Source organism: Limnothrix sp. FACHB-406, assembly GCF_014698235.1.
In the GTDB taxonomy this organism is placed as follows: Bacteria; Cyanobacteriota; Cyanobacteriia; order CACIAM-69d; family CACIAM-69d; genus CACIAM-69d.
In genome coordinates this window covers 14,529-29,449 of the sequence record NZ_JACJSP010000001.1, presented here as the reverse complement: position 1 = coordinate 29,449, position 14,921 = coordinate 14,529, and the positions used below count along the sequence as shown (strand labels likewise).

Sequence of the window (14,921 nt, the reverse complement as noted above, 5' to 3'; positions counted from 1 at the left end):
AATGGCCATGAACCCATGACCACCCCCGCAGGGTCTGAGGCTCGAAGGCGCTCCAAACCAGAGGAAGCGATCGGGGAGTGGGTTCCTGGCCCATGGCAACGTTACTTCCAACCAGCGCGATCGAGCAGTTTGAGCGCCACCTCGTTGTTGCGGCCAAAGGTGGTGGCGCTCACGGTGGATTCCTTGAAAGTGCCCAGCTTGGCCAGATCTGGATCCAGCGCCACACCCTTCAGCACGGGATATTCGTGGTTGCCCTTGGCAAAGAGTTCCTGGGCTTCGGGACTCAGCAAATATTCCATGAACTGAATCGCCCCTTCGGGGTTACGAGCATTTTTCACCAGGCCCACGCCGCTGATGTTGATGTGGGTTCCCCGATCGCCCTGGTTTGGGAAACAGACTCCAATTCGTTGGAAGGCGGTGCGCTCTTCCGGTTTGGTGGACTTGGCCAAACGCACCAAATAGTAAGTGTTGGAAATGGCGATCGAACCAATGCCCGCTGCACAGGACATGATTTGCGCCGTGTCATTGCCTTCCGGTGGCCGCGCAAAATTCGCCACCATGCTGCGGGCCCATTGTTCCGTCTTGGCCTCGCCATGGACAGCAATCATTTCCCCCACCCAGGACAGGTTGTAGATGTTGCTGGAGGTGCGCACCAGAATTTGGCTGCGCCACCGGGCATCGGCCAGCGCTTCATAGGTGTTGAGTTCCGAGGGTTGCACCTTTTCCTTGTTGTACATAATCACGCGGGCCCGCTTCGACAGGGCAAACCACTGGCCTTCCGGGTGGCGCAAATTTTCTGGGACCGCGCTGTAAAGGTTGGGGGCCTGGGTGGGGGTCACCGGCTGAAACAACCCTTCTGCCGAAGCCCGCCATAATCGCCCCGCGTCCACTGTTAGCAACAAATCTGCTGTGCTGTTGCTGCCCTCTGCTTGGATCCGCTCAATGAGCTTGTCGGCATCATCGGAGATGTATTCGATTTTGATGCCGGTTTTGCGTTCAAATCCTTCATAAACAGCCTTGTCGCTGTCGTAGTGACGGCCGGAATAGAGCCGCAACACTGTTTGGCTGGATCCATTGCTGGAACTGCCGTTGGCGTTGTTGGAAGTGGATGAAGATGGGGTGCAACCCTGGGCGATCGCAACGGCGGCGGTGGCCATTGAGCTGGTCGCCAAAAAGGCGCGGCGGGTCAAACGTCTCATGGAAGCTGGCAATGTCGGGTTGATGAAAATCCGGTTCGGGGTGGTTGTCAGTCTGGGCAGGGAGATCGGCTGTTGTCGTGACCCAATTCCAGGGTCTACCCCGAGGGCGCTGAGCGCCTGGGATGGTGGGTCGATCGAGGATTGCTGATGACTGCTGGCGATCGCACCTCGGCCGGATAATCGGCGTTTTAATTGAAGTATGAGCCTAGCATTATTGCAATTAATTCTCAGTCTAGCTTAACAAAAGATTGTCTGAAGCTAGGACTGGGTAATGGATGATCATGGAATTATGAAATCAATCACTAGACCTTTTGTATCAATCAAGACCCTCACTCTAAATCCCTCTTCCAAGTTCGGAGAGGGACTTGATCGCCAGTCCCGAGATCTCTGTAACGCAATGGTTCTGGCTCCCCTTCGCCCTCCCTGGGAGAAGGGGTTGGGGGATGAGGGCTGCTAGCCGATTCGTGTAAGAAGTCTACTGATCAGGCTGCGGAGCCGTTCTTATTTCTATTCATAACTTTTTTCAAAAAGCGATTAATGATGATCAACCATGGGCGATCGCGCCGGTTTTGGCTGAGGGGTTTGGGTGCTCTGGCCCTAGCTACGCAAATCGACGGCCGATCGCTGGCCAGGGCGGCAGATTCTCCCTTGTCGCCATTGCCAACGGCTAACCCGGTGCGGCCTCTGCTGCGGCCGCGATCGCTCCGACCCGGCGACACGATCGCGATTGTGGCTCCGGCGGGGCGCGTTGCGGCAGCCGACCTACAGCAGGGCTGGCAGTGGTTGACTCAGCAAGGATTTCGGCTGATTCCGGGGCGACATTTATTCGATCGAGATGGTTACTTGGCCGGGCGCGATCGGGATCGGGCGGCGGATTTAAACCGGGCCTTTGCCGATCCGCAAGTGGCGGCAGTTATTTGTGCGCGCGGTGGGTGGGGCTGTGCGCGGATTTTGCCCTTGCTGGATTGGGAGTTGGCGCGATCGCACCCCAAAATTCTCCTGGGCTTCAGCGACATCAGCGCCCTGTTGTTGGCCTATTACGAGCGATCGGGCTTGGTCACGTTCCATGGCCCCGTGATCGCTTCTCGCTGGAATGCATTTTCCACGGCCGCTTGGCAACAGGTTTTGATGGCAGGGACAGCGGCCACCCTCCAAAATCCGCCCCAGCAAACCCACCGAGTGATTCACCCCGGCCAAGCCCAGGGCCCCTTGGTGGTGTCGAATCTGTCGGTGTTGGCGGCCATGGTGGGATCCACCTATCTTCCCCAGTGGGCGGGCAAAATTTTGGTGGTGGAAGAGGTGGGCGAGCCGGTCTATCGGGTCGATCGCCTGTTGTCGCAACTGAAGCTGGCGGGTTTGCTGGATCAGTTGGCGGGGTTCGTGTTTGCCCAATGCACGCGCTGCGAGAGTCCGGGCGATCGGGAGCCGGCCCTTTCCCTCAACCGCGTGCTGGATGATTGGATTCGCCCCTTGGGAATTCCCAGTTGGCAGGGGTTGGCCCTGGGCCATGTGCCCGACAAGCTCACCCTCCCGATCGGGATTCCGGTCGCGATCGATGCCGAGCGGGCCACGCTGCAATTACTGGAAGCCCCTGTGGAATTGCGGGAACCTCTCGATCGTCGCTCATCCAAGTCTCCCTAAGCCAAGGAAACCTTGCAGAGCAGTTCCATGCCGTTTTCGCTTGAAGTAGCCGTTAATTGCCCATCCATCGACTCGATCGCCAACTGAGCCACCCACAGGCCCATCATCGGTGATAGCTGACTGTGGGCCGCCATCGCCCGCAGATCGGCCACACTGTGGGCAACGGACATTCCCAGATCCATCAAGTCGATCGGGTCGCTCCAGGTTTCCAGCGCACAGGTGGTTTGGATTTGAATCTGAACCGTCTGCTCAATCACGGAGGTGCGCAGGGTAATTGGCCCCTTGTCGCCAATCTGGGCAAGCTGTGTGATCAAACCATCCACCACCAATGCCAAGGCCTGGCGCATTCGTTTGGAATCCACCCACACATCCACCTCGGGCGGTTCCTCAAAATCCAAGCCAATGTTGCGGTTTGCCGCCTGTAAATAGGTCAACCCTTCCACATCATCCAAAATGAGGGACAGGGCAACAACCTGAAAATCTGGCTCAATGGCTCCGCTATTAAATTTGGACACTTCAATCAGGCGATCGAGCAAATTCACCATCCGTTGAGCCGCTTGGTTGGCATCGGCCACGCACTGGCGTTCCTCCTCCAAGTCATCACACAGATCGTTCAAAATCATTTGGTGCAGCCCGATCGCGCTGCTCATGGGCGATCGCAACTCATGGGCTGTCCGGGCCAAAAATCCCGCCTGAAACGCACCCCACTGTTTCGCCAAATGATAGGCAGCAGCTAAGGCTGAAGTGTCCGCATTTGGCGGGCTGGTGTTTTGGACTTGATCGATGTTGGATGGCTCGACGTTGGATGGATCAGCATCCTGGGCATTGGCATCGGCACTGGCATCGGCACTTTCAGCATCTTTTTCGGCATCCAGTGAGTTGGCTGCAACCTCAGCCATTTCCGCATGGAGCCCAGGATAGGTTCCCGCCGCGATCGGCGGCATGGGCGCGACTGGCAAGATTTGCGATGCGGTTGCTTCAGGTGTTTTGGGTGATGATGCCGGACTGGTTGAGCGTCGCAGCGCCCCATAAAACCCAATGCCGATCCCTACGATCAAACTCGTCCAGTCTGGCCAACTCATGACTGCGCTTTCATTCCGCTAGTTGAACTAGGGCCGATGCAAATGCTCAAATCCAGTGTTTCGGCCTAGGGTTGCAAGTTGGTGTTCCAAATTCCAGGGTTCACCAAAAATTCACCGGCAGTTCACTAGAGATGCAAATCTAGACCGGCCCTCGCTGGGGCTTTGTGGAGGGGCCACATGGGCGATCGCCCCATCCGCCCGCCTTGGTTTTGGAGACTCCGCCACAGCGTTGATGCCTAGCATTGCACAGGGATCTTGCAGATTCATAGGATTTTCGCCCATAACTCACTGCCAGTCCCCAGGGGCGATCGAGCCTTCAATCGAACTTTAAAGGGAATTGAAATGCTCCATGAACGACTCCTGGTCGGGATAGATTTCAAATACCCGATCCATACTTGTCAGGTCAAACAGCATCTTCACTTGGTCATTGATTGAGCAAAGATAAAGCTTGGCTCCGGCCGATCGAGCCGTTTTCAAGGCTAAAACCAGGGCCCCCAGTCCCGAACTATCCATGAAAGACACATCTTGAAAGTCAACCAGGATATGTTGCATTCCTGATTGAACCTGATCGCTCACTTCTTGACGGAAGGGGCCAGCTTGTTTGCCGTCCAAAATACCGAAAGGCTGCACGATGCTTAGGCGATCCATTGCTGCTATTTAGGAATTGACACGCTAGGGACTTCAAACGATCGATCTGGGCCAGGGGAGCAAACACCGGCTCGATCGAACCAGAACCTGCACCCGCTGCCAGAATTCTCAGAACAACCTGACTAAGACAGACTAACTGACCCGGACAGATTGATCAGTATGAACTGGTCGGCATGAACTAATCAGCACAGGCTAATTAGCACAGACTAATCCAAACAGATTGATCGAGGTGACTGATCAGGGCGGCTGATTGATCACGGTTGATCACTAACCCATCATGCCTAGCCCATTTCAGGCTTCCACGCAACTCTGCACACCATGCCACTCTGCACAACTTCCATGCAACTGAAAATAATTCAACGAAACTGAGGGCCGCGAAAGGTGATTGCAGCCCACGCAAGTCCACCGCGATCGCGCCCACAGGACTTCAGCGGGAACTGCCTGCCCAACATCCCAACATACCGATTGCGGTACTTTTTCCTGATACTGGTTAGTGAACCTCTTGAACGAATCCACCAGCAGCTTTCAACCCCCATCATGCTTTCTTCGTTGCCCGACGCTCAGCAATCCGATGTTCCATGCTCCAAGCGCCCAGAGGATGTGGTGACGGCTTCGCGGCCCTTGGGGCTGCCGGAGTTGTTGGCTCCGGCGGGCAATTGGGACTGTGCGAAGGCGGCGGTGGAAAACGGGGCCGATGCGATTTATTTCGGCCTCGATCGCTTCAATGCGCGAATGCGGGCCGAAAACTTCACGGAGGCAGATTTGCCGGAGCTGATGGCCTGGCTGCATCGGCGCGGGGTGAAGGGCTATGTGACGATCAACACGCTGATTTTCACCGATGAGCTGGCGGAGGCGGAGCGCTACCTGAAGTCGGTGATTGCGGCGGGGGTGGATGCGGCGATCGTGCAGGATGTGGGGTTGGTGCGGTTGATTCGGCATCTGTCGCCGGATTTTCCGATCCATGCTTCAACGCAAATGACGATCACCAGTGCGGCGGGGGTGACGTTTGCGCGGAATTTGGGTTGCCAGTTGGTGGTGTTGGCGCGGGAATGTTCGATTCGGGAAATTGAGAAAATTCAAACCCAGTTGGGCGATCGGGGCTTGTCTTTGCCGCTGGAGGTGTTTGTGCATGGGGCCCTTTGTGTGGCCTATTCGGGCCAATGCCTGACTAGTGAGGCGCTGGGTGGGCGATCGGCTAATCGGGGGGAATGTGCCCAGGCTTGTCGGATGCCCTATGAGTTGGTGGCCGATGGACAGGTGGTGGATTTGGGCGATCGGGACTATCTGCTCAGTCCCCAAGATTTGTCTGGGTTGCCGGTGCTGTCGGAGTTGGTGGCGGCGGGGGTCAGTTGCCTGAAAATTGAAGGCCGGTTGAAAGCGCCGGAATATGTGGCCAGCACCACAAGAATTTATCGCCAAGCGCTCGATCGGGCGGTGGCCGCCGTGGCCGGTTGGGTAGACCCGGCGATTCAGCCCCTTGCTCCATCGCGATCGCAGCGACAAGCGCAGCCCATAACTGACTCAGCCGATCGCTACGAATTGGAAATGTCCTTTTCTCGTGGTCTATTCACGGGCTGGTTTGAGGGCATCAACAATCAAGCGCTGGTGCATGGGGAATATGCCAAAAAGCGCGGGGCCTATTTGGGGGAAGTGGTGCGGGTGGAGGGCGATTGGTTGTGGGTGCGATCGACTGGTTTGCACCTCAGCCCTGGCGATGGCATTGGCCTGGACGGGCCCGGCGGCGAACAGGGCGGCCGCATCTGTGAGGTGCGGGAACCGGGACGATCGGGCGAGCTGTGGGGTTTGCGGGTCGATCGCTTCAGTAGGTTGGATTTGCGACGTGTGCGATCGGGCGATCGGCTGTGGAAAACTTCCGATCCGGAACTGGAAAAGCGGGTGCGCCAAACCTACGCGGGCGAGCAACCCAAATTTCAGCGCCCGATCGCCATTGAATTCCATGGGGTGCTGGGTCAGCCCGCCACCGCGATCGCCCGGGACGAGTTGGGCCACATTGCCCAAGTGGTGTCCACCATGCCCCTGGCGGCGGCCGAGCGCCAACCCCTCACGGCCGAGCGGCTGCAAGACCAGTTTGGCCGGCTGGGCAATACGGCTTTTCGGCTCGATCGCTTTGAGCAACAACTCAGTGGCGAGGTGATTTTGCCCGCCAGCGAGCTAAACCGGATGCGGCGAGACTTGGTGGCTCAACTGGAACAGCAGCGGGCCCAACCGCCCCGTTGGACGTTGCACGCCACGGCGCGATCGCGAGACCTTTGGCCCGCCATGGGCGATCGACCGGCTCCGAAGCCTGCCCAACTGTCGGTTTTGGTGCGCAACCGGGCCCAACTGGCCAGCGCCATGGCCGCCGGAATCGATCGGCTCTATTGCGAATTAGAAGATCCGCGCCAATATCGATCGCTAGTGGAATGGTTTCGCACCCAAAAACAATCGGATCAACAAACCCTTTGGGTTGCGCCCCCTCGGATTTACAAAACCGGTGAAACCTGGATTTTGCAGCAAGTTCGCAACAGCAATGCGGATGGCTATTTGGTGCGAAATTATGACCATCTCAGCTTCTTTGCCCAGGATCGCTGCATGGGAGATTTTTCGCTGAATGTGGCTAACCCAATCGCCGCTAGCTATTTTCAGCAAGAATTTCAACTGGCCGGACTCACAGCCTCCTACGATTTAAATGCCGATCAATTGGTCGATTTGCTGAAAGCCTGTCCTCCCGACTGGTTGGAAATTACGATTCATCAGCATATGCCCATGTTCCATATGGAGCATTGCGTTTTTTGTGCTTTTTTGTCCACCGGAACTGATCACACAAACTGCGGTCGTCCCTGCGAAAAACAAACGGTTACCCTGCGCGATCGAGCCGGGGTGGAGCATCGGTTACAGGCGGATGCGGGCTGCCGAAACACGGTGTTTAATGGGGTGGCACAGACGGGCGCAGAGGTGGTGCAACGGTTAATCGCATCCGGGGCCCGGCAATTCCGGTTGGAGTTTCTAAATGAATCGCCTGATCGGGTCAGTCACTCGATCGCCCGCTATCAACAACTCCTGCGGGGCGAAATTTCTGGCACTGAACTTTGGCAAGATTTGCAACTGTCCAGCCAACTAGGAGTCACGCGCGGCACGATCGGGAAACGAGAGCGATCGCAATCTGGCCGCTAGTATTTTTCGCCAATCGGCCAAAGATCTTCATCCTTCAACCCCTTTTTCCCCCTTTTTTAGTCACTGGTATGACCCATCTCAAGCAAGCTCGTTGGATTAATTTTTGGCAATCGATCGCCCTTGCGGCCGCCGGTCTTTGCATTGCCATGGCGATCGCCCATTTGCAACCAGCCAATGCCACAGAGCCGATCACCCCTCAAAACACCGTGAATTTGATCAGCGAAAATCCTGGCGATCGGCTTGCGCAAACCACGCCGGCCTTGCCTGAACAGCCCATGACAAAACGGCAACTAATCACCGCTGTTTTGCAAGAATTGGGAGTTGCTGAACGCTACGATCAATATTTGGGAAATGCTGTAGATTTAGCCGTTTCGCCCAACCAGTCCCTGAAATTCATTAACTGGTTGAATGATGTGCTCAAGGAGCGGGCCGGCTGGAAAACCGTCGCCCTCACTTACAGCCGTCGTCTCGATAGCCAGTTTTCTGAAACCGAGCTTCAGGAACTGCTGAGTCTGGCGCAAAATCCCACACTTCGCAAACTGTTTCGATCGGAACTAGAAAATTATGGCAACACTGCCCGCGATCGGCGAATGTTCCTGTTCCGAGTTTGGGAAGACTACAACAATGGCAACATTCCCGTTCCTGAAGGCATGTTTTAGAGGGAATTGATTGATCAGGAATTACTAATTGATCAGAGTCTTATCGATCAGCCCGTGGGGTGGGCACTGCCCACCAAACCACTGCTTCATGGCATCCGTGATATGGCGTGCCAATTATTTTTAGGTAAAGGCTGTATCGATCAGGAACCAATTGGTCAAAGTCTCATTTGATCAAAGTTTCATTAGACCTCTTGCACGAATCAGCTCGTTGCCCTCATCCCCCAACCCCTTCTCCCAAGGTGGGCGAAGGGGAGCCAGAACTGCTGGGTTACGGCGATCTCGTGGCGGGTGATCAAGTCCCTCTCCCGACTTGGGAGAGGGATTTAGGGTGAGGGTCTTGATTAATGCAAGAGGTCTATTGATCAACGCCTTAACGAGAACTGGAGCGCTGGGGGCGTAGCGTTTCCAGCAGCGCCCGCCAAGCAAACTTCGGCAAAGCCAGCATTCGCCGCCAGCGCCAAGGTTCTTGATAGAGCCGATAGAGCCATTCCAGATTGTTTTCGCAAAACCAGGCGGGCGCGCGCTCCTTCGTGCCCGACCAAATATCAAAACTGCCCCCAACACCAATCCAAATGGCATTGGGACAAAGGTGGCGGTGTTCCGCAATCCAATATTCCTGGCGAGGAACACCCAGCGCCACCAAAATCAGACCCGGTTGAGCTTCTCGCATGGCCTGCACCATGGTCGATCGCTCGTCTTCGCTCAAAAAGCCGTGATAAATCCCTGAAAATTGAATGCCGGGGGCCCGTTTTTCCCAGGCTTGGGCCGCCGCCTGAGCAACACCCGGTTGACCGCCATAGCACCAAACGGTTCCGTAGGCATTGGGCGATCGACCAAAGGCCGTCAGCACCGATTCTGCTAACTCAATGCCCGGAACCCGGCGTACTTGGCGATAGCCCCGCAGCTTCAGGTATAGGGCCACGCCGGCCCCATCGGGAATGCACAAATCGGCTTGGCGAATCGTTTCCCCCAACCGGGCGTTTCGTTCCCCCTCGATCGCCATTTCCGCATTGAGGGTCACCACCTGCGCGCCTCCCTCCTGTCGCCGATCCAACAACCACTGGGTGTAGTCATCCAGCAGATGAACCGGCAACTGAAGCACCGTAGCCTTCAACGGGCGCGGGGCGATCGGGGAAGCATCCATGGAAGCGTGCATGGCAAATTTGCAAAATGATGGGTCGGGCAGTCGGGATTTAGTCTACAACCGATGCTTTTCCGTTGATTCATCCCGCCAGGGCGATTAATCCCAAACCGTCACTAATTCACTTGCAACTCACGGGCCTGGTTCGATCGGCCCACTCGATCGGCTCAAGGGCAGCTCGCTGCTTTGCCATGCAGATTGTTGAGCGCTGGTAAAACAAATTCCATGACCGACCCTCAAACACCAGTCGGCCATGGCAACCACAGAGACCTGAAAGGGCGCTTAGGGGACTGCCTAAGGCGCAACCTTTTCCTTGAACAACTTACCGGCAGAAAAGGCGGGAACACAGGTGGCCGGAATTTCCATCTTTTGGCCGGTTTTGGGGTTGCGGCCTTCGCGGGACTTCCGCTCACGGCGCTCAAACGAGCCAAACCCCACCAGAGTCACCTTTTCGCCTGACGAAACCGCTTCCACGATCGAGTCGAGCGCTGCGGTCAGCACTTGATCGGCCTGCTTTTTGGTGACATTCGCCTTTTCGGCCACCTTATCAATCAGCTCGCCTTTATTCATAATTCGAAATCTCCTGAATGCAAAGGGGAGCCAACCCAGTTTCCGGGTCGGCAATCAGTAGAATGAGTGGCTGAAACCCCTACCGAATAGCGGTTTCAATCGCATATTCTATCCATAAACTCTCGGGATGTGACCATAGGAACTGACAATTTGTAGCTATCTGAAGTTTTTTTTCAGTTTCTAACAGCTTGTCATCGAGCAAAAACCGGCTTCGATCTCGGGTCAATGCTGAGATCAATCTCCTCAATTTCTGCCCTGTTGCAATGGTTCTGAGTCCGAGGGGCACGGGCTGAAATGAAGACGGCGCGGCAAAATCCTGGAAATTCAGTCTGAGCAATTCAACCCAATCAGCACCACTGATTCAGGCTCGCCAACTGCGATGAGCTGCCTCAACTGAGCTGAACTTGAGCTGACTAGGGGGGAGATCAGATCTTTGCTAGTTTTTGGGGCCCGGGCAAGGGCAGGTGCTTCAAACTAACGGTGAGCCTGTGCAAAATCAACCCAATCAACGTTGATTGAAATCCGTTAACCCTGTAGGGGCGTACGGCCGTACGCCCCTACCCGGATTTTCTCGGTCTTCAGTTGAAGCCAATAGGGCAAGGGTTCATCGACCGAACCGACCAATCTGGCTGATGGGCTGGACTGATCGGCTGATCGATCAGCTTGAACGATCAATGACGATCAATTCGGACGTTTGAAACATCTTCTAAGATAGGGTGTCGGCACAAGAACCGGGAGGAAGCCGTTATGGAAGCTGGGCGTGGGCTGGTTGGGCTGGGCTGGGCATTGGGACTGACGGTGCTGGCCAGTCCTGCGAGCTATGGGGCCAATCCAGAGCATGTCCAAACACTGTTGCTCACGCGGCAATGTGTGCAATGCGATTTGACGGGGGCCAGCCTGGTTTATGCCAACTTGAGCGGCGCAAACCTGATGGGGTCTGACCTGCGGGGTGCAAATCTGAGCCGTGCCAACCTCAGCCAGGCCAACTTGAGCGGCGCAAATTTGCAGAGCGCCACCCTGTTTGGAGCCACGTTGATCAATGCTCAGTTGACCAATGCCAATTTGGTGAGCACGGATTTGCGGGAGGCGGTTTTCTTTGGGGCCGATCTCAGCGGGGCCACCATGACCCAAGCCCTGGTGATTGGGGCTGTGGGGTTGCCGATCGAGGTGGCCACGCCGCGCGATCGTTTCAACTGGGGCGTGTATGAGGCTGATCGACGCAACTTCGCCGGGGCCATTAATCACTACAATCAGGCGATCGCCCAGGATCCGCAATTTGCCGAGGCTTACCTAAACCGAGCCGTGGCGCGATCGCACATGGCGGACTATGGCGGGGCGATCGGGGATGGGCGAGTGGCGGCCCAGCTCTTTGCCCAGGCCAACAATCCCGAGCAGCAGGCATTGGCGGAAAAGTTTTCCGATGAATTGGAGCGCTATGTCAAAAAGGGCGGCCGTGAGCAGTCGGAAGGCAACGGAGTGGGAATTTCGGTGCTGAACTTTGTGCGCGGTGTTGGTTCTTTTCTAATTCCGTTATTATTTTGATTTCTGGGCTTTGCCTGTTTCGGGTTCTGCTGGCCTTAGATTTTCAATTTTGCAAATTCTCAACTCTGCCCTTTAGCGACGATCGCCACGATGGAATTTTCCCAAGCTCGACAGGCTTTTTTGCAAGAGGTTCGACGACCGATCGAGCAAATTGACCTAGCCCGAGCAGCCCTCTATCTTGCCCAGGAAGACTATCCGGGGCTGGTGGTGGAATCCTATTTAAACCAACTAGATCAGATGGCGGCGGTGGTGGGCGATCGACTGGCGGGCGATCGGGTTCCCATGCGGGTGATTCGGGCGATTAATCAATACCTCTTCACGGAATTAGAATTTAGCGGCAATCAATCGGATTATTACGATCCTCGAAATAGCTTTTTTAATGAAGTGTTGGATCGCCGTTTGGGCATTCCCATCACCCTTTCATTAGTCTATTTAGAAATTGCTAAGCGACTGAATTTCCCCATGGTGGGCATTGGAATGCCAGGCCACTTTATCATCCGCCCCGACTTTGAAGAGGCGGGGATTTTTGTCGATGCCTTTGCCCAGGGCGAAATTCTGTTTCCACAAGATTGTGCTGATCGCCTCAGTAGCATCTATGGGCAACCGGTCGCCCTCAAGCCGCAATTTTTGGAACCGGTGGATCCGCATCGTTTCCTGGTGAGAATGCTGACCAACCTCAAGGCAATCTACATCAGTCGGCAGGATCCGATCCGTGCAGCCCGAGTGATTGAGCAAATTCTGTTGATTTTTCCCGATGCGATTCAGGAGCGGCGCGATCGGGGACTGTTGTATTACCAATTGGAGCGATTTACCGAAGCCCGAGCTGATTTGCAAGCCTATTTGGAAGCAAAACCACAAGCGTTCGATCGGGCCCCGATCGCTGCCTTATTGGATCGTCTTTCGGACTTTTAATTCAATTTTGCCTTTAATTGGCTTCAATTGGTTTCGATAATTGGTTTTAATTAGTTTTCAAAGGTATCTCTAGAATTTCATTTTTTAACTTCATCGCTCAATTGCATCTGGAACCAATCGCATTTGGAATGCTTGAACTTCCTGAACGCCTTAACTACGCTTTAACGAAATCGCATCTCTAAAATCGCATCTCTAAAAATCACCATGACCGCCGTTGCCCCTCGCCCAATCCATCTCGCCATCATTGGCGATGTCCATGACCAGTGGACGGTTGACGATGCCCATGCGCTTCAAGGCCTAGGTGTGGATGCGGCGTTGTTTGTGGGTGACTTTGGCAACGAAGCGGTGGAAATTACCCGGGCGATCGCGGCGTTGCCTTTGCCCAAAGCGGTGATTCTGGGCAACCATGATTCCTGGTATAGCGCCACTCCTTGGGGCCGCAAAAAATGTCCCTACGATCGCAGCCGCGAAGATCGGGTGCAAGCGCAACTGGATCTGTTGGGGGCGGCCCATGTGGGCTACGGTTGCCTGGATTGGCCGGAGTTGGGGTTGAGTGTGATTGGGGGGCGGCCCTTTAGCTGGGGCGGCCCAAACTGGAGCTATGGGGAGTTTTACCGCGATCGCTTTGCCGTGACGGGCATGATGGATTCGGCCGATCGAATTGCCCAAGCGGCGGCCCGCGCCACTCAACCCACCCTCATTTTTCTGGGACATAACGGCCCCTATGGGCTGGGGGATCAACCGGAGTCGATTTGCGGGCGCGACTGGCAACCGCTCGGTGGCGATTTTGGCGATCCTGACCTGCGCCAAGCGATCCGCATTGCCCAACAGCGCCATCAACAGGTGGCTTTGGTCACCTTTGGCCACATGCACCACCACCTGCGCCACCGCAAAGATCGCTTGCGGCAGGCCACAGCCAACGATGCCCAAGGAACGGTGTATGTGAATGCGGCGGTGGTTCCCCGAATTCGAGAACACGATCGGGGACGGCTCCACCATTTTGTGTGGGTGGAATTGCTGGGCGGGCAGGTGACCCGGGCCGCTTCCGTTTGGGTCAATCGCACCGGGGCGATCGATGCTGCTGAGGCTTGGCTGGGGCAGCCCCCCGCACTTCAGCATCCATCAACACCGCTCATTCCGGTTCCTTGAGGTTGATTGATCAATGTTGATCGTTCCTTAAGGTTGATTGATCAATATTGATCAATGTTGACTGATCAAGGTTGATTAATCGCCCTTGATGGCTACTGGCCCGCTTCGGTTAATTCCAAGGTGCGACCCGACCAATCCTTGACCAAGAAATTGAGCGGTAACTCCTGGCGAATTTTGTGCCGAATTCCCCGCACCTGAATTCGCAACAGAATTTGCTCTAGACAGTCGCGATCGAAACAAACGTGGCGTTGGTGGTTACGATCGCCCAAACTGGCTCCAGCAATTACATGGAGCTGCACATTTTTCTTGAGTTGGTACCACAAACCATCGGGCACAGGAGCCGGATTGGCAACGCGCGCAAAGGTGCTGGGGGCCATATAAAGCGGGTCGATCGTGGTGGCCCCAAGGGTTTGTTCGTAGTTGTAGTAATACTGCAAGGGCACATCAGCCACCGCCAATTCCAAATCTCCCTCATAGAACTGTCGGGCAATTTCCAAATCCGACACCATGATGGTGTGAACTTTGGGCGCGCTGGACAGAAACATCCACATGGCTCCCCCATAGGCCATCAACAGCAGCACCATGATGCCTTGGGTAGAGAAAATCGTATCCAACGACAGGCCAAAAATGGCAAACATCAGGGGATGGAGGGTCATGGAGTTAGGAATGGGAATGGGTGAGTTGCCTAATCAATTAACAAAGACAAGGGGCGTATAACGAAGACAAGGGGCTTAAGCCCCTTGCCCCAAAATGACCAAAAGGCAATGGCTTCAAGGTGTTTTTTAGGCTTCATCTAAGAAGCAATTAAGAAGCAATCGCGACTTCCAACAGTTGTTGCAGCTCGCCGCTGTTGAACAGTTCAACGGCAATATCAGCACCACCGATGAAGTTGCCATCGATGTAAAGTTGCGGGATAGTCTGCCAGTTGGAAAACTCCTTGATGCCTTCCCGAATGTCTGGCTCATCCAGAACATTCAAAGACTCGAAGGGCACACCCACCGCATTCAAAATTTGCACCACAGTGTTCGAAAAGCCGCACATGGGCATCAATTTTGTGCCCTTCATAAACAGCATCACTTTGTTGTTCTGCACCAAGCTTTCGATGCGTTGTTTCGTTTCAGGGGTCATGGTGGCTATCTGCGATCGTAATAGTGGACGTGGTTAGAACAAAGTTAGAACAAAACAAGGAACTGCGGCTCCTTGC

General features: G+C 55.1%; 13 protein-coding genes. 6 read left to right on the top strand and 7 right to left on the bottom strand.

Annotated elements, in window-relative coordinates:
- Positions 1-101: 101 nt before the first annotated feature.
- Entirely contained in the window at positions 102-1,199 is a 1,098-nt protein-coding gene (locus tag H6G53_RS00115) for a Fe(3+) ABC transporter substrate-binding protein (protein ID WP_190530530.1), read from the bottom strand.
- Positions 1,200-1,736: 537 nt separating this feature from the next.
- Between H6G53_RS00115 and H6G53_RS00110 the strand changes: the two genes are divergently transcribed.
- Positions 1,737-2,840: an LD-carboxypeptidase gene (locus H6G53_RS00110; protein WP_190530529.1), complete on the top strand. Its 1,104-nt coding sequence runs from the start codon at positions 1,737-1,739 to the stop codon at positions 2,838-2,840.
- Here H6G53_RS00110 and H6G53_RS00105 read toward each other — a convergent pair.
- A complete protein-coding gene (locus H6G53_RS00105; RefSeq protein ID WP_190530528.1) occupies positions 2,837-3,799 on the bottom strand; it encodes a sensor histidine kinase KdpD in 963 nt (320 codons plus the stop codon). The two genes, H6G53_RS00110 and H6G53_RS00105, sit on opposite strands and share 4 nt — an antisense overlap.
- 450 nt (positions 3,800-4,249) lie before the next feature.
- On the bottom strand, positions 4,250-4,570 hold the full coding sequence (locus H6G53_RS00100) for an STAS domain-containing protein (protein WP_099535598.1): 321 nt from the start codon (positions 4,568-4,570) through the stop codon (positions 4,250-4,252).
- A 537-nt stretch (positions 4,571-5,107) separates the two neighbouring features.
- Between H6G53_RS00100 and H6G53_RS00095 the strand changes: the two genes are divergently transcribed.
- Positions 5,108-7,744 carry a U32 family peptidase gene (locus H6G53_RS00095; RefSeq protein WP_190530527.1) on the top strand — a complete coding sequence of 879 codons (2,637 nt, stop codon included), beginning with the start codon at positions 5,108-5,110 and terminating at the stop codon, positions 7,742-7,744.
- A gap of 68 nt (positions 7,745-7,812) precedes the next feature.
- Positions 7,813-8,403, top strand: a complete 591-nt coding sequence (locus H6G53_RS00090) for a hypothetical protein (protein ID WP_190527353.1) — start codon at positions 7,813-7,815, stop codon at positions 8,401-8,403.
- Positions 8,404-8,773: 370 nt separating this feature from the next.
- Here the strand turns inward: H6G53_RS00090 and H6G53_RS00085 are convergent, their stop codons facing one another.
- Complete coding sequence (locus tag H6G53_RS00085; RefSeq protein ID WP_190355430.1) at positions 8,774-9,532, bottom strand: WecB/TagA/CpsF family glycosyltransferase; 759 nt, start codon at positions 9,530-9,532, stop codon at positions 8,774-8,776.
- Positions 9,533-9,838: 306 nt separating this feature from the next.
- A complete protein-coding gene (locus H6G53_RS00080) occupies positions 9,839-10,114 on the bottom strand; it encodes an HU family DNA-binding protein (RefSeq protein WP_099535592.1) in 276 nt (91 codons plus the stop codon).
- Positions 10,115-10,861: 747 nt separating this feature from the next.
- Here H6G53_RS00080 and H6G53_RS00075 point away from each other — a divergent pair.
- The 3 genes from H6G53_RS00075 (at position 10,862) to H6G53_RS00065 (ending at position 13,717) form a co-directional block, all read left to right on the top strand.
- On the top strand, positions 10,862-11,656 hold the full coding sequence (locus tag H6G53_RS00075) for a pentapeptide repeat-containing protein (RefSeq protein WP_190530526.1): 795 nt from the start codon (positions 10,862-10,864) through the stop codon (positions 11,654-11,656).
- Positions 11,657-11,746: 90 nt separating this feature from the next.
- A complete protein-coding gene (locus tag H6G53_RS00070; protein WP_190527356.1) occupies positions 11,747-12,568 on the top strand; it encodes a SirB1 family protein in 822 nt (273 codons plus the stop codon).
- A gap of 204 nt (positions 12,569-12,772) precedes the next feature.
- The gene (locus H6G53_RS00065; RefSeq protein ID WP_190530525.1) at positions 12,773-13,717 is read left to right on the top strand and encodes a TIGR04168 family protein; all 945 of its coding nucleotides are present in this window, start codon (positions 12,773-12,775) and stop codon (positions 13,715-13,717) included.
- A gap of 92 nt (positions 13,718-13,809) precedes the next feature.
- Here H6G53_RS00065 and H6G53_RS00060 read toward each other — a convergent pair whose 3' ends face one another.
- Both H6G53_RS00060 and grxD read right to left on the bottom strand, forming a co-directional pair.
- A complete protein-coding gene (locus H6G53_RS00060) occupies positions 13,810-14,373 on the bottom strand; it encodes a glyoxalase-like domain protein (RefSeq protein ID WP_199291570.1) in 564 nt (187 codons plus the stop codon).
- A gap of 148 nt (positions 14,374-14,521) precedes the next feature.
- Positions 14,522-14,845 (bottom strand): Grx4 family monothiol glutaredoxin, encoded by a 324-nt coding sequence (grxD, locus tag H6G53_RS00055; RefSeq protein ID WP_099535584.1) that lies wholly within the window; start codon positions 14,843-14,845, stop codon positions 14,522-14,524.
- Between the last annotated feature and the right edge of the window lie 76 nt (positions 14,846-14,921).

Coding starts and splice junctions, on each gene's coding strand:
- grxD (WP_099535584.1), bottom strand. CDS start 14,845: ATGACCCCTGAAACGAAACAACGCATCGAAAGCTTGGTGCAGAACAAC.
- H6G53_RS00090 (WP_190527353.1), top strand. CDS start 7,813: ATGACCCATCTCAAGCAAGCTCGTTGGATTAATTTTTGGCAATCGATC.
- H6G53_RS00065 (WP_190530525.1), top strand. CDS start 12,773: ATGACCGCCGTTGCCCCTCGCCCAATCCATCTCGCCATCATTGGCGAT.
- H6G53_RS00110 (WP_190530529.1), top strand. CDS start 1,737: ATGATGATCAACCATGGGCGATCGCGCCGGTTTTGGCTGAGGGGTTTG.
- H6G53_RS00070 (WP_190527356.1), top strand. CDS start 11,747: ATGGAATTTTCCCAAGCTCGACAGGCTTTTTTGCAAGAGGTTCGACGA.
- H6G53_RS00095 (WP_190530527.1), top strand. CDS start 5,108: ATGCTTTCTTCGTTGCCCGACGCTCAGCAATCCGATGTTCCATGCTCC.
- H6G53_RS00115 (WP_190530530.1), bottom strand. CDS start 1,199: ATGAGACGTTTGACCCGCCGCGCCTTTTTGGCGACCAGCTCAATGGCC.
- H6G53_RS00080 (WP_099535592.1), bottom strand. CDS start 10,114: ATGAATAAAGGCGAGCTGATTGATAAGGTGGCCGAAAAGGCGAATGTC.
- H6G53_RS00060 (WP_199291570.1), bottom strand. CDS start 14,373: ATGACCCTCCATCCCCTGATGTTTGCCATTTTTGGCCTGTCGTTGGAT.
- H6G53_RS00100 (WP_099535598.1), bottom strand. CDS start 4,570: ATGGATCGCCTAAGCATCGTGCAGCCTTTCGGTATTTTGGACGGCAAA.
- H6G53_RS00075 (WP_190530526.1), top strand. CDS start 10,862: ATGGAAGCTGGGCGTGGGCTGGTTGGGCTGGGCTGGGCATTGGGACTG.